This window comes from Mesorhizobium sp. Root552, assembly GCF_001427285.1.
GTDB lineage: Bacteria > Pseudomonadota > Alphaproteobacteria > Rhizobiales > Rhizobiaceae > Mesorhizobium.
Genome location: NZ_LMFV01000061.1, coordinates 99,657 through 122,396, shown reverse-complemented (window position 1 = coordinate 122,396; position 22,740 = coordinate 99,657). Strand labels below are relative to the sequence as shown.

The following is a 22,740-nucleotide window of genomic DNA, read 5'->3' as shown; positions in this document are numbered from 1 at the left end:
CGAAAACTCCCTAGACCACCGCCCTAGCGTGGCGGCTTATGTAATCTTCCAACATTTTCTTGTCGGAGGGAAGCACTGTGTATTTCTCTTCCGAAGTCGTCAATCCGGCAAGCCAGGACGGCAATTGGGGCGAGACGCCGCACGCGGCTTCGACAGCGGCCGGAAACTTGGCCGGATGAGCTGTTCCCAGAACAATCGTTGGCGCGTTGCCGTCCTTGCTGTTTGCCGCCACACGCACGGCCGTCGCCGTATGTGGATCAAGCAGATAGTTGCTGGTCTCAAGCGTCCAGCGGATGGTTTCGGCCGTCTGTGTCATGGTGGCGCGGCCGGCATCGAAATCGGCACGGATGCCGGCGAGTTGACCTGCCTCGATGGTGAAAGCGCCGGATTGCCTGAGGCTCGCCATGTAGCCTCTGACGGCCGAGGCGTTGCGTCCGGATGCTTCGAACAGCAGCCGCTCGAAATTGGACGATACCTGGATATCCATCGACGGCGAGGTCGTGGCGACGACGCCCTGCATGCGGTACTCGCCCGTTGCAAGCGTACGCGCCAGAATGTCGTTGTCGTTGGTGGCGATCTGGAGCCGCTCGATCGGCAGGCCCATTTTCTTGGCGGCGTAGCCGGCGAAGATATCGCCGAAATTGCCGGTGGGAACCGTGAAGGAAACGGGACGATCCGGCGCGCCGAGCGACAGCGCCGAGGAGAAGAAATAGACGATCTGCGCCATGATCCGCGCCCAGTTGATCGAGTTGACCCCGGACAGCGAGACCCGGTCGCGGAAACCGTGATCGTTGAAAAGGTCCTTCACCAGACCCTGGCAGTCGTCGAAATTGCCTTCAATGGCGAGCGCGTGGACGTTGGCGGCCTTGGATGTCGTCATCTGCCGCTGTTGAACCGGCGAGACGCGGCCATTGGGAAACAGGATGAAGATGTCGGTGCGGTCGCGCCCGGCAAAGGCGTCGATTGCCGCTCCACCTGTGTCGCCCGATGTGGCGCCGACGATGGTTGCGCGTTGGCCGCGTTCGGCAAGGACATGGTCCATCAAGCGGGCAAGCAGTTGCATCGCCACGTCCTTGAAGGCGAGCGTCGGGCCGTGGAACAGTTCCAGCACGAAGGTGTTTGGCGCGATCTGTACCAGTGGGCAGACGGCCTGATGCCGGAAGGTAGCATAGGCTTCGCGCACCAGACGCTCGAATACCGGCTGGGCGACTTCACCGCCAAGGAAAGGCGTCAGAACACGGATTGCAAGCTCGGGATAGGAGAGCCCGCGCATGGCGCGGATATCCGCAGGCGAGAACTGCGGCCAATCTGCCGGAACGTAAAGACCGCCGTCGCGGGCGAGACCCGCCAGGACCGCATCCGAAAAGCCGAGTTGAGGTGCTTCTCCGCGGGTGCTCACATAATGCATCATTCGGACTTCCGTTGTTTCGGTCGTGTGGATTTGTTGCTTTCGTCAGTCGCATTTTCGCCGCCGGGTTGCTATAGGACACCAGCGTTACGAGAGGGAAGTGCAGTTCATGGCAGTTAGTGTGTCGGGTCGTCGCTTTTTTACCGGGTTGGCGTTGTTTGGCTTTATGTTTGCCGTCGCCGGATGCCAATCAGGCGGCAGCGGGCTGTTTGGCATGGGCGACAAGCAAGTTCCGGCACAACCGGACCCTCAGGCTGAAGCCAAGGTGCTGGCCAGCGAACTGAGGTCCTATTGCCCGAATGTGACCCTTCGCGAAGGCACTGCCTTTTTCAACAACTACGCCAGTGGCGGCCAGGACGATCAGTCCAAGCTGATCTATCAGGCGGCGATCGACAATGTGACCCGTGACTGCACCTCCAACAATGGCATGTTGACCATGAATGTCGCGGCGGCTGGCCGCGTTGTGCCGGGACCGCTCGCAAAGGCAGGAACCGTCACGATGCCGATCCGCGTTGCTGTAACATTGGGCGATCAGGTCCTCTATTCCCAGCTTCACCAGTATAAGGTGCAGGTTGCCGATACCTCGACGGCAACCCAGTTTGTCTTCAACGATCCCAACGTCAGCGTGCCTGCCCCCTCGGCGAAGAATTACCAGGTGTTCGTTGGCTATGACGAGGGCCCGCCAAAGGCTGCTGCCAAGCCGGCCAGGGTGGCGAAGAAGGTGGTGAAGAAACCGACACCTGCTGCTGCTGCTGCTGCTGCTCAGCAACCCCCCGCTTCGCAAACCTCGATATCGGATATCCCGCGCTAGGCCGCGCTGTCGCCGGTGTAACGGCGCGTTTCGCGCCGTGCGCCGGCATCCGCCAATCGGACGGGGAGCGGGGTTAAGCGTCTTCCGACCATTCAGACAGGGCAGCAAGCACGCTTTTCAGTTCGCTCCAGCGGCGAATGACGGTTTCCGCTCCGGCTTCGGTCAAGGCGTCGGCGTGGCCCGGATAGCTGTGCGAGGCGCCGGTGAAGCCGATGACGCGCATTCCGGCAGCGCGAGCGCCGGCAACCCCGTGCACGGAATCCTCAATGACGAAAGTGCGGGTCGGATCGGCGCCGAGCGCTGTGGCCGCGTGGAGGAAAACGTCCGGCGCAGGCTTGGTCTTGCCGCCCGGCGTATCCAACGCGGAAAAGATGCGACCTTCAAATAGCGGCAACAGCCGTGTCTTGTTCAGCATGAACTCAATGCGATCGGCGCGCGAATTGGAGCAGATGCAGCGTTTGGCCGTTACTTGAGCGACCGCTTCGTGCACGCCTTCGATGGCGCGGACGTCCTGGCGCAGACGGCGGTCGACCAGTTCTTCAGCCTTGTCGATCAGCGAAGCTTGCAAGGGAATGCCGGCCCGTTGCTCGATGCTGAGCAGGATGTCCTTGAAGGTCAGCCCGGCGTAGGTTTCCGAAAGTTCCTCGGCGGATATCTCGAAACCCGCCTCAGTCAGCAATTCGGCTTCGACACGCGCGGCGAGGATTTCGGAATCGACGAGCACGCCGTCACAATCAAAAATAACGAGGTCGGGCTGGTTCATATCGATCCGGCAAAGCTTGGGAAGGGGAGGCCCGGTAGTGCCCGAGCGGGGCGGGGCATACACCAAAGGGCGGCCATTCGCAAATCACGCACCCACTTCACCGAATATTTACGCTGATCGGTAACCATAACAGCGGGTAAACAGTAACGTGTCTTGGGTGTCAAAATGTCAGCAGTCCGTCGTCTCGACGAACTTTCGCATGCTCCTCAAAAATCCGAGTGGCTGGATACGATACTCAAGGGCGACTGCGTGGCGGCGCTTGACCGGCTGCCTGAAAAATCGATCGACGTCATCTTCGCCGATCCGCCCTACAACCTCCAGCTCGATGGCGATCTCCATCGTCCCGACCAGTCCAAGGTCGATGCAGTGGACGACGACTGGGACCAGTTCGACAGCTTCGAGGCATACGATGCGTTCACCCGGGCCTGGCTGCTTGCGGCGCGGCGCGTGTTGAAGCCGAGCGGGACCATCTGGGTCATCGGCTCATATCACAACATCTTTCGGGTCGGCGCCAAGATGCAGGACCTCGGCTTCTGGATTTTGAACGACGTCGTCTGGCGTAAGACCAACCCGATGCCGAATTTCCGTGGTCGCCGGTTCCAGAACGCGCACGAGACCATGATCTGGGCTTCACGCGACCAGAAGGCGAAGGGCTACACCTTCAACTACGAAGCGATGAAGGCCGCCAATGACGATGTGCAGATGCGGTCGGACTGGCTGTTCCCGATCTGCACCGGCAACGAACGCCTGAAAAACGACAACGGCGACAAGCTGCATCCGACGCAGAAGCCGGAAGCGCTTTTGGCCCGCATCATGATGGCGTCAACCAAGCCGGGTGACGTGGTGCTCGACCCGTTCTTCGGCTCGGGCACGACGGGAGCAGTCGCCAAGCGCCTCGGCCGCCATTTCGTCGGTATCGAGCGTGAGCAGGCTTACATCGATGCCGCCAATGAACGCATCGCGTCGGTAAAGCCGTTGGAAAGCGCTGACCTGACCGTGCTTTCGGGCAAGCGGGCCGAGCCGCGCGTTGCCTTTGTCAGCCTGCTCGACACCGGCCTGATGACGCCAGGAGCGACGCTCTATGACGCCAAGCGCCGCTTTGCGGCCAAGGTGCGCGCCGACGGTACGCTTGCGATCGGCGACAATGCCGGTTCGATCCACAAGGTCGGTGCACAGGTGCAGGGCCTGGATGCCTGCAACGGCTGGACCTTCTGGCACTATGAGCGCGCCGGCGGTCTCACGCCAATCGACGAGTTGCGCCGCATCGCCCGGCTCGGCATGGAGCGGGCAGGGGCGTAAATCGGAGCGAGCCAGATTGATTCAGCGGATGAAGCCGCTGAATCAGATTCCGAACTTTTGCAGCGAACAGATTCAATTCAAAGCGCAATATTCATTCGGTTGAGATCGGCCTCCAGCATTGCCGCGTCTGTGAACAGCACCGCCTGCCAGCCGGCGGCTTTGGCGCCGTCGACGTTCTTCTGGCTGTCGTCGATGAACAGTGCATGCGCCGGCTCGATGCCGAAGCTTGCTACGTGATGGTCGTAGATGCCGCGCTCCGGCTTGATCATGCCGATCTCGCCCGACACGGTAACGCCGCGCGGTCTTTCAAGAAACGGGAACCGGCCGCGCGCTTCTGAAAACGTGTCTGCCGCCCAGTTGGTCAAAAGCGTCACGTCATGGCCGGCATCAAGTAGCCGGTCGAGCAGGACGACGCTGTCGTCATACGCGTAGGGCACCATCTCGTGCCAGTGACGGCGGAAGTTGCGGATGTTTTCGGCATGGTCCGGATGTTCGGCGATCAAAAGCGCCTCGGCATCCTCCCACTTTCGCCCGCGATCCTGCTCGATGTTCCATGCGCTGGTGCAGACATTGTCGAAGAACCATTGCCGCTCGGCGGGGTCGGGAATGAGCCGGCTGAATGGAATGTCGGGATCGTAGTGGACAAGCACCTTGCCGATGTCGAAAACGATGTGGCGGATTTCCATTCTGTCAATGTCTCCCGCTTGTGGGCCTCTGCTTTCGGGTCGCGCCGGGAATGGCCGCCTCGATGGCCTTTTTCATGACGGTCGGCAGCGCCTCGCCGGAAATTTCCGCCGGCCGCGACCAGAAACAACCGCTCGGCGTATCGCCATCGGCTTCGGCCCGATAGACGTCAAGTTCCAGCGCGAAATGGGTGAAGACGTGCGATATGCTGCCCGCGCGCTGCCAGGCGGCGGTAAATGGCGCGGCCTGTGGCGACGTCTCCCCGTCAACCCGCGCTGTCCATCCGGTAGTGGGTACTTCGCTCATGCCGCCGAGCAGGCCTTTCTCCGGCCGCTTGCGCAACAGGATCGCCCCGTCTTTCCTGACCGCAACGAAGGCTGCGCCCCTGCGCATGGGTTTGGCCGGCTTGGCCATGCGAACGGGGTAATATTCAGGATCTCCGGCGCGGATGGCGCTGCAATTCTCGCGTAGCGGGCAAAGCATGCATTTCGGCTTGCGCGGTGTGCAGATGGTTGCGCCGAGGTCCATCATAGCCTGCGCGAAATCGCCGGGGCGCTCAGCCGGCACCATGCGCTCTACATGCGACCGGATTTCGCCTTTGGCCTGCGGCAGTGGCGTTGCGATGGAGAACAGGCGGGTGACAACGCGCTCGACATTGCCGTCAACGACGGCGGCGGGACGATTGAAGGCGATGGCGGCAATGGCTGCTGCGGTATAGGGGCCGACGCCGGGCAGGGCTCGCAAACCCTCCTCGCTGTCCGGGAATTGGCCGCCATGGCTGGCGATCAAGGTGGCGCAAGCCTTGAGATTGCGGGCTCGTGAATAATAGCCGAGCCCGGCCCAGGCTTTCATGACATCGTCGGTATCCGACGCAGCCAGAGCGGAAATCGTCGGCCATTTGGCGGTGAAGGCGGCGAAGTAGGATTTGACGGCTTCGACGGTGGTTTGTTGAAGCATCACCTCTGAAAGCCAGATGCGATAGGGATCGGGTTTTTTGCCGCTTGCAAGGTCGCCCGGCGCCACGCGCCACGGCAATTCGCGGTGGTGGGCGTCGTACCAGGCGAGCAGTCGGGCGGACAGGTCGTCGCCATTCTCTGACGCAGGCTTGCGGCTTGGGTTATGCGGTGCCATTTATCGAGCGTTGGCTTCCGTGCTGAACGTCTTTGAAAATCGTCGCTGGAGAACGCACATGGCAGGGAAACGGCCTTCGGGCAATCCCGTACCGGTCAGCGACCTGGCAACCGATATCCTCGATCCGGTGCTGCGCAAGCGCGCGGGCATTTCCATCGGTCTTGTCCAGTCCTGGGAAGAAATCGTGGGGGCGAGGTTGGCCGCCACCTCGCGGCCGGAAAAGATCCAGTGGCCGCGCCGCATGCACGAGGACGATCCGTTCGAGCCGGCGACGCTAGTCATCGCATGCGAAGGCATGGCCGCGCTCCATCTGCAGCACCAGACCGGTGAAATCATCGGCAAGGCCAACGCCTTCCTGGGTTTCATGGCAATTGGTCGCATCAAAATCGTCCAGAAACCGTTGACTTCCACAAAGCGGCGCGAGATGCCGACGCTGCGACCCCTGTCGGACCCCGAGAAAAGCCGGTTGGCCAAGACCGTCGAGCGTATTGAGGATGACGGACTTCGCGCTTCTCTTGAGAAGCTTGGCGCGACGGTTTTGGGCCGCAAGAAGTGAATGCTCGCGTTTTCGTGATCGAAGGTGGGGGATTTGTCGATTGGATTGGGGATGGCAATGCCTTAATTCGCGCCAACTCTCGCTTTTCCGTGCCTTTGCGTTGCAAAATCCAACCAAAATCAGGTGATTCGTATGATCCGTGCCTTGTCTCGCAGAACCGTACTAACCTCGCTGGCCGCCGTGCCGGCAGCCGTGCTGCTTTCAGCTTGCAGCGATTCCGGCGAGGAGGCCAAGGCGACGGACGCCAAGCCGGCCGCTTCGACTGATGCAATGGCGCCTTCCGCACCTGCCGCGCCCGCAACCGCTGCACCGGCATCGTCGGGCGATGTGGATATGGCCGAACTGCTGAAGCCTGGGGCGCTGCCCGAAAAGGCCCTTGGCAAGGAAGATGCCAAGGTTACCATCGTCGAATACGCTTCGATGACCTGCCCGCATTGTGCGCATTTTGCCGAGACCACTTTTCCGGAACTGAAGACGAAGTACATCGACAGCGGCAAGGTCCGCTTCATTTTCCGGGAGTTCCCGTTCGATCCGCGCGCCGAGGCCGGCTTCATGCTGGCGCGCTGCGCAGGCGACAATTATTTCCCGATGATCGAAGTGCTGTTCAAGCAGCAGCAGACCTGGGCTGCGGCGGAAAACGTCAAGGACGCGATGTTCCAGCTTTCCAAGCTTGCTGGTTTTACACAGGAGAGCTTCAACGCCTGCTTGACGGACCAAGCCCTTCTTGAACAAGTGAGAGCCGTCCAGAAGCGGGGTGCAGACGAATTCAAGGTCGACTCGACACCGACCTTCTTTATCAACGGGAAAACCTACAAAGGCGCGCTGTCGATTGAGGAAATGTCGGCAATCATCGACCCTCTTGTCTAAGGTTTCGGCAACGCCGGAGCGGCTCCGCTTCGGCGTTCGTTCCGGCATGAGGCGCGCATGAAGTTTTCGCGCCTGCGTCTTCTTGGCTTCAAGTCTTTCGTCGAGCCCGGTGAATTCGTCATCGAGCGGGGCCTGACCGGCATTGTTGGGCCGAATGGCTGCGGCAAGTCGAACCTTGTCGAGGCGCTGCGCTGGGTAATGGGCGAAAGCTCATACAAGAACATGCGCGCTTCCGGCATGGACGATGTGATTTTTTCGGGCTCGAACACACGTCCGGCCCGCAACACCGCAGAAGTCACGCTGTTCCTCGACAATGCCGACCGTACCGCGCCCGCCGCCTTCAACGATGCCGACGAGTTGCAGGTGTCGCGCCGCATCGAGCGCGAAGCGGGATCGGTCTATCGCATCAACGGCAAGGAGGCGCGCGCCAAGGACGTGCAACTCCTGTTCGCCGACCAGTCGACGGGCGCGCGCTCGCCCTCGATGGTCGGGCAGGGTCGTATCGGCGAACTGATCCAGGCCAAGCCACAGGCCCGCCGTGCGCTTCTTGAGGAGGCAGCCGGCATTTCCGGCCTTCACACCCGCCGCCACGAGGCGGAGTTGCGGCTCAAGGCAGCCGAACAGAACCTTGAACGGCTGGATGACGTAGTCGGCGAGCTTGAAGGCCAGATCGAAAACCTCAAGCGGCAAGCGCGCCAGGCGTCCCGGTTCAAGAACCTTTCGGCGGATATTCGCAAGGCCGAGGCTACACTGCTGCATCTTCGCTGGACCGTTGCCAAGATACAGGAAGGCGAGGCGCGCTCTGCGCTTGCCGTTGCGACCTCTCTGGTTGGCGAGCGAGCCGCCACGCAGATGAATGCCGCCAAGGATCAGGCTGTCGGCGCGCACAAGCTTCCGGAACTGCGCGAGGCGGAGGCCGCCGCCGCCGCAGTGTTCCAGCGGCTTTCCATCGCCAAGTCGCAGATCGAGGAAGAAGCGGGGCGCATTCGCTCGCGCCAGTCCGAGCTTGACCGCAGGCTGGAACAGCTCGATGCAGACATCGTGCGTGAGGAGCGCATGGTGCGCGACAATGCCGATGTCCTGGAACGTCTGACGGAAGAAGAAGCCGGGCTGAATTCGGAAAACGCTAATGCCGCCGAGCGTGAAGCGGTGACGCGGTCGGCATTCGAACAGGCTGCGGCTACGCTCGCTGCGAGCGAGGCCAATCTTGCGGCATTGACCGCAGAGCGTGCGGATGCCGCGGCATCGCGCAACCAGGTCGAACGGACTCTGCGCGAAACTGGCGAGCGCCGAGACCGCTTTGCCCGCCAGCTTGCAGAGATGGATCGCGAGCTGTCCGAGATCGGTGCCCGCATCTCCGGTTTGGCAGATCCGGCGGAAAAACGGGAACTGGTGGAGCAGGCGGCTGGCTTGCTCGAAGAGGCTGAGGCTGCGGTCGAGGCCGCCGAACAGGCGGTGACGGAGGCCCGGGAAGCTGAAGGTCGGGCGCGCGGCCCGTTGCAGGATGCCAAGGCGGAACTGGCACGCATCGAGACCGAAGCGCGCACCTTGGCAAAGATACTCAATGCGGCGAGCGGCGACCTGTTTCCGGCGGTGCTTGAGCAACTGAATGTCGAGCGCGGCTTCGAGACGGCGCTGGGTGCTGCCCTTGGCGAGGACCTGGACGTGCCCTTGGAGCGCAGCGCGCCGGTGCATTGGGGCGGGAGCGAACCGCAAGCCGGTGATCCTGCGCTTCCCACAGGCGTGCGAAGTCTTGCAAGCGTGGTGCGCGCGCCGCAGCAGTTGGCGCGCAGGTTGGCGCAGGTCGGTATCGTCGAAGCGGCTGATGGTGCCCGGCTGCAGTCATTGCTCGCCCCCGGCCAGCGTCTTGTCAGTCGCGAGGGAGCGCTGTGGCGCTGGGACGGCCTGACCGCCAGCGCGGACGCTCCGACTGCTGCGGCATTGCGCCTTGCACAGAAGAACCGGCTCGCCGAACTGGACGCCGAGGCAGTGGCCGCTACTCGTATCGTGCGGGCGGCGGAAGAGACGCTTGCCCGGGCGGAGGCGGCAATCCGCCAGAGCACAGAGTCCGAGCGTTCGACAAGGCAGGCCTTGCGCGAAGCCCAGCAGGGGCTGGACGGCGCGAAGACCGCGCTCGCTACGGCCGAAAAGGCGGCAGGCGAACTCTCCAGTCGGCGCGAGGCGCTCGCAGATGCGCGCTCACGCGTCATGGAGGAGCACGAAGCTGCTGCTGCTTTGCTCGCAGAATCGGAAGCTCTGCTGCGTGACGCGCCTGACCTGGGCGATCTCCAATTGCGGCTGGAGCAGGCCGCATCGCATGTCTCGGGTGACAGGGCAGCACTTGCCGACGCCCGCGCTGTGCACGACGGACTTAGCCGCGAAGCCGAGGCCCGCACCCGTCGGCTACAGGCCATTGAAGGCGAGCGCCGCAACTGGTTGATGCGGGCAGAAAATGCATCCGCTCAGATCGCGGCTCTCGGTGAACGCAAGGCCGAGGCGATGGAGGAGCGCGAGAAACTGGCCGATGCTCCAGACGAGCTTGACGCGCGCCGCCGGTCTTTGCTCACCCAATTGTCCGAAGCCGAGGCGCTGCGGATGGCGGCGAGCGACCGCTTGCAGGATGCGGAGAACAAGCAGGCCGAACTCGACAAGGCAGCGACCGCTGCGATCCAGGGGTTGGCCGAAGCGCGCGAGGCCCGCGCCCGCGCCGAGGAGCGCCTGACGGCTGCCGACGACCGCCGGCAAGAGGTCGAGGCGCGTATCCAGGAGGCGCTGAACACACCGCCGCATCTGGTCATCAAGCACACCGGCCTGGAAGCCGACAGTCCGATGCCGGATATGGGTGAAATCGAGCGAACGCTGGAGCGGCTCAAGATCGAGCGCGAACGGCTGGGCGCTGTCAATCTTCGCGCCGAAGAAGAGCAGAAGGAACTGTCCGAGCGCCTCGAAGCAATTGTATCCGAACGCGAAGACATCATCGAAGCGATCCGCAAACTGAGGCAGGCCATCCAGAGCCTGAACCGCGAGGGCCGCGAGCGCCTGCTTGCCGCTTTCGAGCTCGTCAACGGCCATTTCCAGAGGCTGTTTTCGCATCTCTTCGGCGGTGGCACCGCCGAATTGCAACTGATCGAATCCGAAGATCCGCTTGAGGCGGGTCTGGAAATCCTCGCCCGACCGCCGGGCAAGAAGCCGCAGACTATGACGCTGCTTTCGGGTGGCGAGCAGGCGTTGACGGCGATGTCGCTGATCTTTGCGGTGTTCCTGACCAATCCGGCGCCGATCTGCGTGCTCGATGAAGTCGATGCACCGCTCGACGATCACAATGTCGAACGCTTCTGCAACCTGATGGATGAGATGTCCGCGTCTACTGAAACGCGCTTTGTGGTCATCACCCACAACCCCATCACCATGGCGCGCATGGACCGCCTGTTTGGCGTGACCATGGCCGAGCAAGGCGTCAGCCAGCTTGTTTCGGTCGACCTGCAAGCTGCCGAGGCAATGCGCGAGGCAAGCTGACCTTCCTAGCGGAGCGATGTTACGATGGGCCGCCCTGCCACTCTGTTGCCGCAAAAATGATCGATGCATCAGGTCGAGAGGGGATTGATTCCCGCAATTTGGCGACGGCGATCAGCCATCGGTCATGTCGATGCTGAAGATTGAATTCTAACCTAATGGCATTTCCCGGTTCGTTTCTCGCAGAACGGGAACCCGTCGCGAATAGTCTTTATTGATGCGAGCGCGTTGCAGCGATAGAAGTGCAACGAAGGAGTTCGGGAATCAGATGGTGCTAGGTGACGCCCTCAACGGGACCCGGCTCTGGCGGCTCGGTGGCTCACTGCTTGACGTACTATCGGCTGCAGCGGCGCTCTTCCTGGCTTACTTCACGGTCTTCGGCAGCAGGCTTTTCTACACGGTGCCTGAGCTTGAAGAGAAGACCTTTGCGTTCTCCGGGATTTTCCTGCTGTTTTTCTGGCTGTTCTCAATGCAGCGGGGCTCGTGGCGCTATGTCTCGATCCCCGACATCTTCACGATCCTCAAGGTAAGCCTGGCATCGGTCGCAGCTTATACGGTAGCCGCGTTCCTCACGTCGCGCGGGATGAATGTACCCCGCTCGGTGCCCGTGCTTACCTTCGTCTATCTGGTCATAGGACTGTCCTTGACGCGCCTCAGCTATCGCCTGGCGATGGAGCACTCCCTGTTTTCGCTACGCGGTTCGGAGGCATCGCCGCTAGTGAACGTCCACGACGTTCTGTTGTACGGCCTGACCGACAACGCGGAAAGTTTTATCCGGGCGAACCGGCGCGGAGCCGCGAGCGAGTTCAACATTGTCGGTATCGTTGACGACAAGGTGCTCAACCAAGCGCGCACCGTGCAGGGCGTGAAAGTGCTTGGCGATTTCACCCAGTTCGAAGCGATCGTGATGCGCCTGAAGAAAAAGGGGATCGTGGTTTCGGAGCTGATCGACACCGAAATGCAGCCCGACCGTCAGCATCTCGCCGAGGTGGTGGAAAAATGCGGGCGTATGCGCATCAAGGCCTCCCGCATTCCCGACTTCAGGGGAACCTCCCTTCTGACCAGCCAATCGATTCTCCAGCCTAAAACCATCGATCTCGGCGATCTCCTTGGCCGCCCCGAAATCACCGCCGATCTTGAGGGCGTGGCGCGCATGGTCAGCGGCAGGATTGTCCTTGTTACTGGCGCTGGCGGTTCGATCGGCTCGGAGCTATGCCGCCAGATAGCGGAATATCGTCCGGATATGCTGATCCTGACCGATAGTTCCGAATTCCATCTCTACAAGCTGGATATGGAAATTCGCGAGAACTATCCGAAGCTGAATGTGGTGACTGCTTTGGTGAACGTCCGCGACCGCGGCCGGGTTGCGAACGTCTTTGCGCGCTTCCATCCCAAGCTGGTCTTTCACGCGGCCGCGTTGAAGCATGTTCCAATGGTCGAAAACAACGCGGTCGAGGGCATCAAGACCAATCTGCTCGGCACGCGCAACGTGGCCGATGCAGCCGTGCGTCATGGCGTTGAGCATTTCGTCATGATCTCGACCGACAAGGCGGTGAACCCGACCAATGTGATGGGCGCAACCAAGCGCGCGGCCGAGGCCTATTGTCAGGCCCTGGACGTCACGTCGCAGTCAACCCTGTTCACGACCGTACGGTTTGGCAACGTCCTTGGCTCGAATGGCTCTGTCGTGCCACGCTTCCAGAAGCAGATCATGGCTGGTGGCCCGGTCACGGTAACTCACCCCGAGATCGTACGGTTTTTCATGACGATCCCGGAAGCCGTCTGCCTGGTGCTCAACGCCTCTGCCGCACATATCGGCAGCAGGCGAGGGGATATCATGGTTCTGGACATGGGAAAGCCGGTGAAGATCATCGATCTGGCAGAACGAATGATCCAGTTGGCCGGTTTCCGGCCGCACTCCGATATCGAGATCGTCTTTACCGGTCTTCGCCCGGGCGAAAAGCTCTACGAAGAGCTTTTCGACCCCTCGGAGGTCAACCAGAAAGACCCGGATGTACCCTATTTCGTGGCCTCGCCGCGTGTCATCGACAAGGATGTCCTGCATAAGACGCTGGCAATGCTGGAAGGCGTAATTGCCAACGAGGACCAGGTCCGCGCTGTCGAGCTGCTCAACCATATCGTGCCGGAATATACGCCTGTCGGTCCGGCAATCGCGTCTGCCAGTGTCGGTATCGAAATAGAAGGCAAGGGGGCCAAGAAGCCTCCGTCCCACCGCAAGCCTGTCGCATGAGGGAGTTCAGGCGACCGGCTTAAACAAACAACCTGCTGACTGTGAACAGCTTCTGTGCGGACAGGGCTAACACCGTTTACCGTTCGGCCCGCGCCACCTATCCGCATCATCCAAAAAGGAGCTGTACCCCATGAGGGTTCTTGTTACCGGCAACGCTGGCTTCATCGGTTTCCATGTCGCACGAAGACTCATCGAGCGAGGAGACGATGTTGTCGGCTTTGATGTGGTCAACGACTACTACGACCCAAAACTGAAGGAATCGCGCCTCGCGCTTCTGGAAGAGGCAGCCGGAAATCAGGGCGGCAGCTACGGTTTCGTTCGTGCCAATCTTGCCGACCGCGCAGCGGTCGAGAAGTGCTTTGCCGACAACAAATTCGATCGGGTTATCAATCTGGCCGCGCAGGCCGGCGTTCGCTACAGCCTGGAAAATCCGCATTCCTATGTTGAGAGCAACATCATTGCCTTCACCAACATTCTAGAGGCCTGCCGGCATACCGGCGTTGGGCACCTTACATATGCGTCGACGTCGAGCGTCTATGGTGCGAATACGAAGATGCCATTCAACGAGCACGGCGTTGCAGATCATCCGTTGCAGTTTTATGCGGCGACCAAGCGCGCCAACGAGTTGATGGCGCACAGCTACTCGAACCTGTTCAACCTGCCGACGACCGGATTGCGCTTCTTCACCGTCTACGGACCGTGGGGCCGACCGGATATGGCGCTGTTCCTGTTCACGAAAGCCATCCTGGAAGGCAAGCCGATCTCTGTTTTCAACAATGGCAATCACACGCGCGATTTCACCTATGTCGACGACATTGCAGAAGGCGTCATTCGGGCCAGCGATGCTGTGGCCCAGCCGAACCCCGACTGGGATGGCGACAATCCTGACCCGGCAACAAGCCGGGCACCGTTTCGCATCTACAACATAGGCAACAACAACCCCGTCCGGCTGAGCGAATACATCTCCGCACTGGAGGAGGCGCTGGGCCGCAAGGCAGAGAGGAAACTTCTGCCATTGCAGCCCGGCGACGTGCCTGACACCTTCGCAGATGTCAGCGATCTCGTCTCGCAACTGGGCTACAAGCCATCAACGCCGGTAGCCGTGGGAGTTCGCCGTTTTGTCGATTGGTATCTCGACTTCTATGGCAAGCCTCAGGCCTGACGAACCACCAAGCTTATGACGGCCACGTCATTGGCGGCAGTTCTGCAATAAGAGCATCCGGATCGTGCGTGATCCTTCCCTCTGCCGCCTTCTGCACGGAAAGCCAAACGTTGTCGCGCCAAGCGATGAAGGCCATTGCCTCGGCCCGCCATTTCGGTATGGCGGAGCCGGAATATGAGGCGAGGGTCGAACTGTCCTGGTAGCCGTGCCATCGGGCTTCCTTGTCCAGATGATCCTGAACGGCATAATGCAGGCGCGCAGTTGCTTCCTTACGTGCCTGCTCGGTTTTCATATCTGCGGTCACCATCCGCGACCAGTCGATCTGAGCCATGGATCACGCCTCCATCATGTCTTGCGGAAGTTTCAGTTCGCCGTCGGGCGGGTTGTCGAGGGGCGCCGGAAAAGCGGTCGCTTCGCTCGGGTTTGAGCCATGCGGCAAAAGCAAGGTGAGATGGAGTGCGCCGTCAACGCGCTGCACGTTGCCTACCATCCACGAATTGCCGATTGCGAAGGCCGGCAGGGAGGCTCCTTCGGGTAAAGCCGAAAGGTCGATCCTGTCGCCATTGATGACGAGAACCTCACCGCTCTTGATTACTGAGAGCGTTTCGTCGCACCGTACTGGACACAAGGAAATTTGCATTAGAACCACCTCCCGAATGCAACCGCGTGGAGCCGAAGCCCAAGGGACGGGGCTGATGTTGTTGATGCAAAGGACAGTTTCGCCTGGGTGGCGGTGACAGGATTATCGCCGTTGTAAGTGATGAAGACGCGTCGGGAGTCAAAAGTCGCCCTGCTCACACCGGAACTCATGGTGGGAATTGCGACAAACGCGGCGGGAAAGGTCCACACATATTGACCGGCTTCGTCGTTGGAAAAAAGCGCGCCGGAGGCGGTGGCCATAGTCGGGTTGATGGAGCCGGCTTGACTGCAGATCTGCGTCCCGTCAGCCCACCTTATATATGCGCCATTGGAATTTAAGCCGCTCTCGATCAGCGCGCCTGTCGGTAGGCCGGCGGCCTGCGAAACAGCACCAACGATCGGTTGCATAACCGCCGAACTGGATCCCGAAAAGCGTACGAACGCACCGCTCGCGCCCGTCAGGCTGCTCAGTGCTGCAAACGCAGGCGTCTGTGGGAACGACGCCTTGCCGCTGGTGCGGTCGATACGAAGCGCCTCTTTCCAGTTCGCGCCGTCCGGCGAGACCTTGATAGCAAGATCGTCGTCGCCAGCCAGACCGACTTCTGCACGGCCTGACCAGCCAGATTGCATGAGCAGCGATAGAACTCCCGACGGTTCTTCCTTGTTCATCGTATAGCGCAGATTGCCGTCGCCTCCTTCGCCTGCATATCGCGCCGACCACAGCGCCTTGTTGAGTTTGGCTGCGAAGGGATTGGCCTCGTCGGCGGTCGTGCCGATTCCGATCAATTCCAGATCCTGCAACGCTGGCAATGCTTCACCGAGTTGATGCCATTGACCGTCGCCGCGGTAGACGAACCTTTCCTCGTCCTCGACCCAGGCGATCCAGCCTGTTCCGGGCAGAATACGGCGCCATCCACCATCAATACGTGCGGCGATTGCGCCATCCCAACCTTGCCAGTCACCCGTTGCGCCGTCCGCCACGATGTAGCGCTCGCCGTCCTGTTCTGCCCCAGAGGGTTCGGTCAGGTCGCGGTCGTAAACCGAAAGCTGGACTACAGCGTCGAGCGTCAATAACGCTTCATTGTGGGTGACATGCTTCTGGGCTTGAGAAGGCATGATGTATGGCAGGTCGAGGTTGGTTGTTTTCTCCATTGGCCGATGCACTCCGTTCCGATTAACGGAATTATGATTTCGGTTGCGGATGTGTGGATAAAGCCGCGGCAAAGCCGTAGTTTGTGGATTATTTCGATCAACCCAGAGCGGATGCCTGTTCCCGAAACTCCTGCCGTCAGCTCGGCTTCTATAGATACTTCCAGATAGAGCAGGGCGGTTCATCCAATGATGTTGTCGCCACTGCCATGCGATACTGGCTAGCTGGCTACTCGCAAATCGACGGGACTCGTACGAAAAGGGGACTTGCGATACCTGCCTCTCCTCGGGCAAGCGTCGAACTGGATGGAGTATACAGTGTTAGTTGAAAAAACCCCTTTGGATGGATTGCTGGTGCTGACGCCGCGGCGGTTTGCCGATGAACGCGGCTTCTTCAGCGAGAGCTGGAACCGGCGGGCTTTGCGTGAACATGGGGTAGAACTGCCCGAATTCGTTCAGGACAACCATTCCTTGTCCAATCGCGCGGGTACGCTGCGCGGGCTTCACTTTCAGTCCCCTCCGCACGCGCAAGGCAAGTTGGTGCGCTGCGGACGCGGCAGCCTGTTCGACGTGGCCGTAGACATCAGGCGAGGCAGCAGCACCTTCGGACATTGGTTCGGCGCGGAGCTGAGCTTCGACAATGGCCGGCAGCTATGGATCCCAGCGGGGTTCCTTCATGGTTTTGTCACGCGCGAGGACAATACCGAAGTCGTCTACAAGTGCACGGATCACTATGCGCCGGAATGTGATGGTACGGTGCTTTGGAACAGCGCGGCTATCGATTGGGGACTATCAAGCCCGCCGGTGCTGTCGCAAAAGGATATGGCAGCTCAACCTCTATCCGCGTTTGAGAGCCCGTTTGAAGTGGGGAAAAGCCAATGAAGCTTCTGGTGACGGGCGGAGCGGGGTTTATCGGTTCTGCGGTGGTGAGGCTCGCGATCGCCCGCGGCCATGATGTGGTCAATCTGGATGCTCTCACCTATGCCGCATGCCTCGACAACGTGGCCAGTGTTGCCGGCAATCCAGCTTACTCCTTCGAGCATGCCGACATTCGTAACAGGCCGGCGCTGGATCGCATTTTCACTGCCCACAAGCCGGATGCGGTTTTGCACCTCGCGGCGGAAAGCCATGTTGACCGCTCGATTGACGGGCCAATCACCTTTATCGAGACCAACGTTACCGGCACCTGCACCTTGCTGGAAGCCGCAAGGGGCTATTGGCACGAGGCGGGGCGGCCGGAAAGCTTCCGTTTCCACCATGTATCGACCGACGAAGTCTATGGCAGCCTCGGCGCCGACGGCGAGTTTACGGAAGACACGCCCTATTCGCCGAACTCGCCTTACTCTGCATCTAAGGCAGCAAGCGACCACTTGGTTCGAGCCTGGGGAGAGACCTACGGCCTTCCGGTGCTATTGACCAACTGCTCGAACAACTACGGTCCCTACCACTTCCCGGAAAAGCTTATACCGGTCGTTATCCTGAACGCGCTGGCGGGAAAGTCGATCCCGGTCTACGGCAAGGGCGAGAACGTGCGGGACTGGCTTTATGTCGAGGATCACGCAGATGCATTGCTGACGGTCCTGTCGAAAGGTTTGCCGGGTCGCAGCTACAATATCGGCGGCGAGAACGAGGCGCGAAACATCGATATTGTGACCGCCATATGTGCCCTGCTTGACGCGAAGCGTCCAAAGGCTGTGCCTTATGCCAACCAGATCACCTTCGTCACCGACAGGCCCGGACATGATGCACGCTACGCTATCGATCCGCAGCGCATTCGTTCCGAGCTTGGCTGGCGCCCTTCGGTGACGCTCGAGGAAGGGCTTGCGCGAACCGTGGATTGGTATCTGGACAATGAGCCATGGTGGCGTGCGCTCCAGAACCGGTCTGGCGTTGGCGCGCGGCTGGGATTGCGCGCGTGAAGTTGCTGGTATTCGGCCGCAGCGGCCAGGTCGCACAGGAACTGCGGCGCCAGCGTCCCGATGGTTGGGAAATGGTGTGCCTCGGGCGTAGCGAGGCTGACCTCGGCGATCCGGGCGGCTGTGCGGCAATGATAGGCCAAAGTGGCGCCGATGCAGTCATCAACGCTGCTGCCTTCACCGCAGTGGATCGCGCCGAAGCCGAGGAAGATTTGGCGCGGACTATCAACGCAGATGCGCCGGCGGCGATGGCGCGTGCGGCGGCCGAAAAGCAGATACCGTTCCTGCATATCTCGACCGACTACGTGTTCGACGGAAGCGGCTCCGAGCCACGCAAGCCGGGTGAGAAGACGAACCCGCTCAACGCGTATGGGCGCACCAAACTGGCAGGCGAAAACGGCGTTGTCGCAGCCGGCGGCTCATCTGCGATCCTGCGGACCTCATGGGTATTTTCCGCTCATGGCGGCAATTTCGTGAAGACGATGCTGCGTCTTGGCGCACAGCGTGATGCCCTTGATGTAGTCGCCGACCAGATTGGAGGGCCGACGCCTGCTGCAGATATTGCCGCGACGCTTTTGACAATGGCGCAAGCTATGGCACTGGGATTCGGGAAGAACGGCACGTTTCATTTCGCGGGCTCGCCCGATGTCTCCTGGGCCGACTTTGCACGCGAGATTTTCCGGCAGTCAAAGCTGCATTGCCAAGTGCGCGACATTCCGACCTCGGCCTATCCGACACCTGCGCACAGGCCTGCCAACTCAAGACTGGACTGTACTTCTTTGAAAGAAACTTTCGGGATAGAACGACCGGACTGGCGCGCCGGGCTTGCCCATGTGTTGCGGGAAGTGGAGAAAGCTGCATGAGCTTCAAGGGTATCGTTTTGGCGGGTGGTACAGGCTCAAGGCTATGGCCGCTGACAATCGGCGTCTCGAAACAGCTTTTGCCCATCTACGACAAGCCGTTGATCTATTACCCGTTGTCGGTGCTGATGCTGGCGGGTATTCGCGATGTCCTCATCATCACCACGCCGGAAGACGGCCCGGCGTTCCGCCGCCTGCTCGGGGATGGCAGCCAGTTCGGCGCTCGCATCGAATATGCCGTGCAACCACGGCCCGAGGGGTTGGCGCAGGCGTTTGTTATCGGCGCGGAATTTCTCGCTGGCGATCCTGCTTGCCTGGTTCTGGGCGACAACGTGTTCTACGGACATGGCCTGACGGAAAAGCTGCGTGCCGCCTCGCTTCGCCCGCAAGGCGCCACGATCTTCGGTTACCAAGTCAAGGATCCTGCCCGCTTCGGTGTGGTGGAGTTCGACGCGGAGGGAAAAGTGCTCTCCGTGGAGGAAAAGCCGAAGCTGCCGAAAAGCCGCTACGCCATAACCGGGCTTTATTTCTTTGACAAGGATGTGGTCGATATCGCCCGCGATGTGCGCCCCTCTGCTAGAGGCGAACTGGAGATCACCAGCGTGATAGAAGCCTATCTTGAACGTGGCGACCTTCAGGTGGAACTACTTGGTCGTGGCTTTGCGTGGCTGGACAGCGGTACACATGAAAGCATGCTCGAGGCCGGGCATTTCGTGCAGACAATCGAGATGCGGCAGGGCCACAAGATTGCCTGCCTGGAAGAAATCGGCTTTGCCAATGGCTGGCTGAGCGTGGAACAGCTTACCGAACGTGCGCGTATGATGGAGAAGAACGAGTACGGGCAATATTTGCTTGGAATCGTTGCTCAGGATATGCCGGGGCATGAGTGAAGCCTCTTGTTTTGGCGATGAAGCCGGAAACGCCGAGCGCAACATATCTGGCTGCCCGCACGAGGATATGAAAGCGGCCTGCGCGCATCATCGCGTGATCTTGGAAATTGCGGCGCGGTGAAAGATTTCCGTCGTTTTCTTGCAAGACCCTTCTTACGCAATGTCGTGACCATGGCGGGCGGAGCGGCCGGCGCGCAGGCGATCACAATGGTGTTCGCCCCTATTGTTACCCGCCTTTATGGGCCCGAGGCATTTGGGGTGCAGGGGATGTTCCTTTCACTCGTCTCAATTCTCGCTACTGTTGCAGCACTTGCCTACCCTATAGCGATTGTCCTGCCATCCAACGCATCCGAGGCGCGTGCGTTGATGCGGCTATCGATGCTCGTCAGTGTGCTGATCGCAACCGGCTTGACGTTTGTTCTAATGGGACTCTCCGGGCCGATCGTCGAAGTCCTGCATTATCAGGCTATAGAGCCCTTTCTTTTCGTCCTGCCATTGGTCGTGGTGCTGTCAGCGTGGTTGCAGGTTACGGAACAATGGTTGATCCGGCAGGAGCGCTTTTCTGCTCTGGCATGCGTTTCGATCATTCAGTCCCTGGTGGTTAACGTAGCGCGGGCTGGGTTGGGCTTGGTAAGCGCCACCGCGTCCATGCTCGTCGCGGTTACGACCCTAGGCTTTGCGCTGAACGTGGGAATGAATACTGCTGCAGGACGCAAGGTTGATTCGAGCGACCGCCAAGGTCCAGTCGAAAAAGTTTCACTGGCGCGAATGGCGGTCGAGCATCGCGATTTCCCATTTTATCGCGCGCCTGAGATGTTGCTGGGAGCTGTATCGGCAAGCCTGCCGATCCTAGTCCTTGCAGGTGCCTTCGGGCCGGCAACGGCTGGTTTCTACGCGCTCGCCAGGTCAGTTCTATACCTACCTGTCTCTTTGGTAGGTAACAGCGTCGCACAAGTATTCTATCCGCGCTTCAATCGGCAAATGCAGGCTGGAGCCCCGTTGTTGCCTTTGTTTCTACAAGCGATTGGAGCTCTTGCACTTATCGGCTTGCCGATCTTCACCGCAATGGCAGTTCTGGGACCTTGGGCGTTCTCTTTGGCATTCGGCGGTGAATGGGTGCAGGCTGGCCACTATGCACGATGGTTAAGCTTGTGGCTTTTCTTCATGCTCGTGAACAGGCCATGTATCGGGGTGACGTCCGTGCTTGGCATGCAACGGTCGTTTCTCGTTCAGGGCGTACTGGCGCTCGCTCTTCGCTTCGCCGGGCTATGGATTGGTTGGCGTATTTTCGCCAACGATTTATGGGCAGTTGCGCTGTTCAGTGCCGGTGGAGTAATCGCCGCCGTGCTGCTGGTCGGTTTGGTCGCGTACAGGATTTCCCGGATGGAAAACTCCAGGGCAGGAGCGTAATCCGTAGTTATGGACGTCAAACATAAGAAACGTGTCGCCATCTTTGTGCCCTCACTTCGAGGTGGCGGTGCAGAGCGGGTCATGGTGACGCTTGCCAACGGCTTTGCCGAGCGTGGATTGGCCGTAGATCTGGTTCTGGCTAGGGCCGAAGGACCATATCTCGATGATGTTGGCGCAGGCGTGCGGATCGTTGATCTTAAGTCTCCACGTGTCCTGTTCAGCCTCCCCAGGCTGGTAGGATATCTACGTCGGGAAAAGCCCGAAGCAATGCTCTCGGCGTTAAGTCACGCAAACCTGATCGCTATTGTGGCGCGCTGCATTGCCAGAGTACCGATGCGGCTGGTCGTGAGTGAACGTGGCGTGCCATTATCGGCGGAGGCTAGCTCGGGGAAAAACAAGTTCGTCAATAAAGGTATGAAGGCGCTCTACTCGCACGCAGATAATATTATTGCCGTATCGAACGATGTAAAAAGAATATTAGTAGAAAACTTCAATATAGATGAAATAAAAATAGAAGTTATAAATAATCCTATAAATATATCTGCAATAAGAGAGATGTCAGAATACAGACCTAAGCATTCTTTTTTATCGAGAGAACTCAAAAAAATAGTTGCAGTAGGTAGATTGGAAGAGATCAAAGGTTACGATATATTACTTAGAGCGATTGGGATAATCGGAAAGGAATCAGGGTATCGACTCCTGATATTGGGGGAAGGTTCACAAAAAGCGAGTTTGCAGGACTTAGCCAAATCGCTTGATATCCACGATGTTGTCGATTTCATTGGTTTTCAGAAAAATCCTTTTGGTTGGATGTCTGCTTCGGATGTCTATGTCCTTTCGTCGCGGTCCGACGCGATGCCGAATGCCATGCTTCAAGCGTTGGCCTGCGGTATGCGAGTAGTAAGTACGGATTGCCCTGGTGGGCCCGCCGAAATACTGGACGACGGCCGTTGGGGGCGTCTGGTGCCGGTTAATGATGCAGCAGCACTGGCGAAGGCAATACAAGAAGCTAGAAACGATCCAAACCCACCGAATGTTAAAGTTAGGGCTGCGGACTTCGATGTGGACACTATCACCAAGTCGTACCTCGTTTCGATGGGCGTTGTGTTATGACAATAACCATCGCTATTTTATCACTATTATACATAATATCAATGAGAAGAAGGTTCGATTTCTATTCTATATCAATAATATCAAGTGTCATATATTTTCTTCCATCAATGTTCGGTTACGTATGGTATAGGGTGCCGAATTCCGGAAATAGATATGACGACGTATTTGTTGCGATCGAATATGAAGTAAAATTTGCCCATTTTATTGTACTTTCATTTCTATTAATATCTATGATTTTATATGATAAAATCAGAAGTAGTAATTATGACAAATTTCAACTTAAGGAAAAGAGATATTCAATATTTGTTTTCATTTTAG

At 59.3% G+C, this 22,740-nt stretch carries 21 protein-coding genes; 14 read left to right on the top strand and 7 right to left on the bottom strand.

What is annotated here, in order from left to right; all coding sequences use genetic code 11:
* Window positions 1–10: 10 nt before the first annotated feature.
* Window positions 11–1,408, bottom strand: coding sequence for a threonine synthase (gene thrC / locus ASD50_RS19760; RefSeq protein ID WP_056245787.1), 1,398 nt, complete (start codon window positions 1,406–1,408; stop codon window positions 11–13).
* A gap of 214 nt (window positions 1,409–1,622) precedes the next feature.
* On the opposite strand from thrC, the gene ASD50_RS19755 reads away from it, so the two are divergent.
* Window positions 1,623–2,219 (top strand): hypothetical protein, encoded by a 597-nt coding sequence (locus ASD50_RS19755; RefSeq protein ID WP_244484588.1) that lies wholly within the window; start codon window positions 1,623–1,625, stop codon window positions 2,217–2,219.
* A 73-nt stretch (window positions 2,220–2,292) separates the two neighbouring features.
* Here the strand turns inward: ASD50_RS19755 and ASD50_RS19750 are convergent, their stop codons facing one another.
* Entirely contained in the window at window positions 2,293–2,982 is a 690-nt protein-coding gene (locus tag ASD50_RS19750) for an HAD family hydrolase (RefSeq protein ID WP_056245151.1), read from the bottom strand.
* A gap of 165 nt (window positions 2,983–3,147) precedes the next feature.
* Here ASD50_RS19750 and ASD50_RS19745 point away from each other — a divergent pair, with 165 nt between their 5' ends.
* On the top strand, window positions 3,148–4,281 hold the full coding sequence (locus ASD50_RS19745) for a site-specific DNA-methyltransferase (RefSeq protein WP_056245146.1): 1,134 nt from the start codon (window positions 3,148–3,150) through the stop codon (window positions 4,279–4,281).
* Between the two features lie 77 nt (window positions 4,282–4,358).
* On the opposite strand, the gene ASD50_RS19740 is transcribed toward ASD50_RS19745, so the two are convergent.
* Entirely contained in the window at window positions 4,359–4,967 is a 609-nt protein-coding gene (locus tag ASD50_RS19740; protein WP_056245144.1) for an HAD family hydrolase, read from the bottom strand.
* A gap of 4 nt (window positions 4,968–4,971) precedes the next feature.
* Window positions 4,972–6,096: an A/G-specific adenine glycosylase gene (mutY, locus tag ASD50_RS19735; protein ID WP_056245139.1), complete on the bottom strand. Its 1,125-nt coding sequence runs from the start codon at window positions 6,094–6,096 to the stop codon at window positions 4,972–4,974.
* A 58-nt stretch (window positions 6,097–6,154) separates the two neighbouring features.
* Here mutY and ASD50_RS19730 point away from each other — a divergent pair, with 58 nt between their 5' ends.
* The 5 genes from ASD50_RS19730 to ASD50_RS19710 all read left to right on the top strand — a co-directional run bounded on the left by ASD50_RS19730 (window position 6,155) and on the right by ASD50_RS19710 (window position 14,445).
* Complete coding sequence (locus ASD50_RS19730) at window positions 6,155–6,652, top strand: DUF721 domain-containing protein (protein WP_056245135.1); 498 nt, start codon at window positions 6,155–6,157, stop codon at window positions 6,650–6,652.
* Window positions 6,653–6,784: 132 nt separating this feature from the next.
* Window positions 6,785–7,519 carry a DsbA family protein gene (locus ASD50_RS19725; protein WP_056245132.1) on the top strand — a complete coding sequence of 245 codons (735 nt, stop codon included), beginning with the start codon at window positions 6,785–6,787 and terminating at the stop codon, window positions 7,517–7,519.
* Between the two features lie 57 nt (window positions 7,520–7,576).
* A complete protein-coding gene (gene smc / locus ASD50_RS19720) occupies window positions 7,577–11,035 on the top strand; it encodes a chromosome segregation protein SMC (RefSeq protein ID WP_056245129.1) in 3,459 nt (1,152 codons plus the stop codon).
* Between the two features lie 265 nt (window positions 11,036–11,300).
* Complete coding sequence (locus ASD50_RS19715) at window positions 11,301–13,283, top strand: polysaccharide biosynthesis protein (protein ID WP_082549759.1); 1,983 nt, start codon at window positions 11,301–11,303, stop codon at window positions 13,281–13,283.
* A gap of 130 nt (window positions 13,284–13,413) precedes the next feature.
* On the top strand, window positions 13,414–14,445 hold the full coding sequence (locus tag ASD50_RS19710) for an NAD-dependent epimerase (RefSeq protein ID WP_056245124.1): 1,032 nt from the start codon (window positions 13,414–13,416) through the stop codon (window positions 14,443–14,445).
* Window positions 14,446–14,458: 13 nt separating this feature from the next.
* On the opposite strand, the gene ASD50_RS19705 is transcribed toward ASD50_RS19710, so the two are convergent.
* Genes ASD50_RS19705 through ASD50_RS19695 form a run of 3 tightly spaced genes read right to left on the bottom strand, consistent with a single transcriptional unit; the run spans window position 14,459 to window position 16,236 of the window.
* Window positions 14,459–14,776: a hypothetical protein gene (locus ASD50_RS19705; protein ID WP_056245120.1), complete on the bottom strand. Its 318-nt coding sequence runs from the start codon at window positions 14,774–14,776 to the stop codon at window positions 14,459–14,461.
* Window positions 14,777–14,779: 3 nt separating this feature from the next.
* A complete protein-coding gene (locus tag ASD50_RS19700; RefSeq protein ID WP_056245116.1) occupies window positions 14,780–15,085 on the bottom strand; it encodes a hypothetical protein in 306 nt (101 codons plus the stop codon).
* Window positions 15,085–16,236 (bottom strand): DUF2793 domain-containing protein, encoded by a 1,152-nt coding sequence (locus ASD50_RS19695; protein WP_056245112.1) that lies wholly within the window; start codon window positions 16,234–16,236, stop codon window positions 15,085–15,087. Before ASD50_RS19695 ends, ASD50_RS19700 begins: the two co-directional genes overlap by 1 nt.
* 315 nt (window positions 16,237–16,551) lie before the next feature.
* Between ASD50_RS19695 and rfbC the strand changes: the two genes are divergently transcribed.
* From rfbC to ASD50_RS19665, 7 genes are read left to right on the top strand one after another with little or no spacing between them, the layout of a single operon-like run.
* Window positions 16,552–17,115: a dTDP-4-dehydrorhamnose 3,5-epimerase gene (rfbC, locus tag ASD50_RS19690; protein ID WP_056245784.1), complete on the top strand. Its 564-nt coding sequence runs from the start codon at window positions 16,552–16,554 to the stop codon at window positions 17,113–17,115.
* On the top strand, window positions 17,112–18,152 hold the full coding sequence (rfbB, locus tag ASD50_RS19685) for a dTDP-glucose 4,6-dehydratase (RefSeq protein WP_056245109.1): 1,041 nt from the start codon (window positions 17,112–17,114) through the stop codon (window positions 18,150–18,152). Before rfbC ends, rfbB begins: the two co-directional genes overlap by 4 nt.
* The gene (gene rfbD, locus ASD50_RS19680; RefSeq protein ID WP_056245106.1) at window positions 18,149–19,012 is read left to right on the top strand and encodes a dTDP-4-dehydrorhamnose reductase; all 864 of its coding nucleotides are present in this window, start codon (window positions 18,149–18,151) and stop codon (window positions 19,010–19,012) included. The genes rfbB and rfbD overlap by 4 nt, the downstream gene beginning before the upstream one ends.
* Entirely contained in the window at window positions 19,009–19,899 is an 891-nt protein-coding gene (rfbA, locus tag ASD50_RS19675) for a glucose-1-phosphate thymidylyltransferase RfbA (protein ID WP_056245103.1), read from the top strand. Before rfbD ends, rfbA begins: the two co-directional genes overlap by 4 nt.
* Window positions 19,892–20,020, top strand: coding sequence for a hypothetical protein (locus ASD50_RS24150; RefSeq protein WP_274533340.1), 129 nt, complete (start codon window positions 19,892–19,894; stop codon window positions 20,018–20,020). Before rfbA ends, ASD50_RS24150 begins: the two co-directional genes overlap by 8 nt.
* Complete coding sequence (locus tag ASD50_RS19670; protein ID WP_156465191.1) at window positions 20,017–21,309, top strand: lipopolysaccharide biosynthesis protein; 1,293 nt, start codon at window positions 20,017–20,019, stop codon at window positions 21,307–21,309. Before ASD50_RS24150 ends, ASD50_RS19670 begins: the two co-directional genes overlap by 4 nt.
* 9 nt (window positions 21,310–21,318) lie before the next feature.
* Window positions 21,319–22,422, top strand: coding sequence for a glycosyltransferase (locus ASD50_RS19665; RefSeq protein ID WP_056245097.1), 1,104 nt, complete (start codon window positions 21,319–21,321; stop codon window positions 22,420–22,422).
* Window positions 22,423–22,740 lie beyond the last annotated feature (318 nt).

What these genes read in the sequence shown, in the direction of transcription:
- thrC (WP_056245787.1), bottom strand. Translation starts at nt 1,408, where the DNA reads ATGCATTATGTGAGCACCCGCGGAGAAGCACCTCAACTCGGCTTTTCG.
- ASD50_RS19755 (WP_244484588.1), top strand. Translation starts at nt 1,623, where the DNA reads ATGGGCGACAAGCAAGTTCCGGCACAACCGGACCCTCAGGCTGAAGCC.
- ASD50_RS19745 (WP_056245146.1), top strand. Translation starts at nt 3,148, where the DNA reads ATGTCAGCAGTCCGTCGTCTCGACGAACTTTCGCATGCTCCTCAAAAA.
- smc (WP_056245129.1), top strand. Translation starts at nt 7,577, where the DNA reads ATGAAGTTTTCGCGCCTGCGTCTTCTTGGCTTCAAGTCTTTCGTCGAG.
- ASD50_RS19710 (WP_056245124.1), top strand. Translation starts at nt 13,414, where the DNA reads ATGAGGGTTCTTGTTACCGGCAACGCTGGCTTCATCGGTTTCCATGTC.
- rfbB (WP_056245109.1), top strand. Translation starts at nt 17,112, where the DNA reads ATGAAGCTTCTGGTGACGGGCGGAGCGGGGTTTATCGGTTCTGCGGTG.
- ASD50_RS19705 (WP_056245120.1), bottom strand. Translation starts at nt 14,776, where the DNA reads ATGGCTCAGATCGACTGGTCGCGGATGGTGACCGCAGATATGAAAACC.
- ASD50_RS19715 (WP_082549759.1), top strand. Translation starts at nt 11,301, where the DNA reads ATGGTGCTAGGTGACGCCCTCAACGGGACCCGGCTCTGGCGGCTCGGT.
- ASD50_RS19700 (WP_056245116.1), bottom strand. Translation starts at nt 15,085, where the DNA reads ATGCAAATTTCCTTGTGTCCAGTACGGTGCGACGAAACGCTCTCAGTA.
- ASD50_RS19750 (WP_056245151.1), bottom strand. Translation starts at nt 2,982, where the DNA reads ATGAACCAGCCCGACCTCGTTATTTTTGATTGTGACGGCGTGCTCGTC.
- ASD50_RS19725 (WP_056245132.1), top strand. Translation starts at nt 6,785, where the DNA reads ATGATCCGTGCCTTGTCTCGCAGAACCGTACTAACCTCGCTGGCCGCC.
- ASD50_RS19665 (WP_056245097.1), top strand. Translation starts at nt 21,319, where the DNA reads ATGGACGTCAAACATAAGAAACGTGTCGCCATCTTTGTGCCCTCACTT.
- ASD50_RS19695 (WP_056245112.1), bottom strand. Translation starts at nt 16,236, where the DNA reads ATGGAGAAAACAACCAACCTCGACCTGCCATACATCATGCCTTCTCAA.
- ASD50_RS19730 (WP_056245135.1), top strand. Translation starts at nt 6,155, where the DNA reads ATGGCAGGGAAACGGCCTTCGGGCAATCCCGTACCGGTCAGCGACCTG.
- ASD50_RS19740 (WP_056245144.1), bottom strand. Translation starts at nt 4,967, where the DNA reads ATGGAAATCCGCCACATCGTTTTCGACATCGGCAAGGTGCTTGTCCAC.
- mutY (WP_056245139.1), bottom strand. Translation starts at nt 6,096, where the DNA reads ATGGCACCGCATAACCCAAGCCGCAAGCCTGCGTCAGAGAATGGCGAC.
- ASD50_RS24150 (WP_274533340.1), top strand. Translation starts at nt 19,892, where the DNA reads ATGAGTGAAGCCTCTTGTTTTGGCGATGAAGCCGGAAACGCCGAGCGC.
- rfbA (WP_056245103.1), top strand. Translation starts at nt 19,009, where the DNA reads ATGAGCTTCAAGGGTATCGTTTTGGCGGGTGGTACAGGCTCAAGGCTA.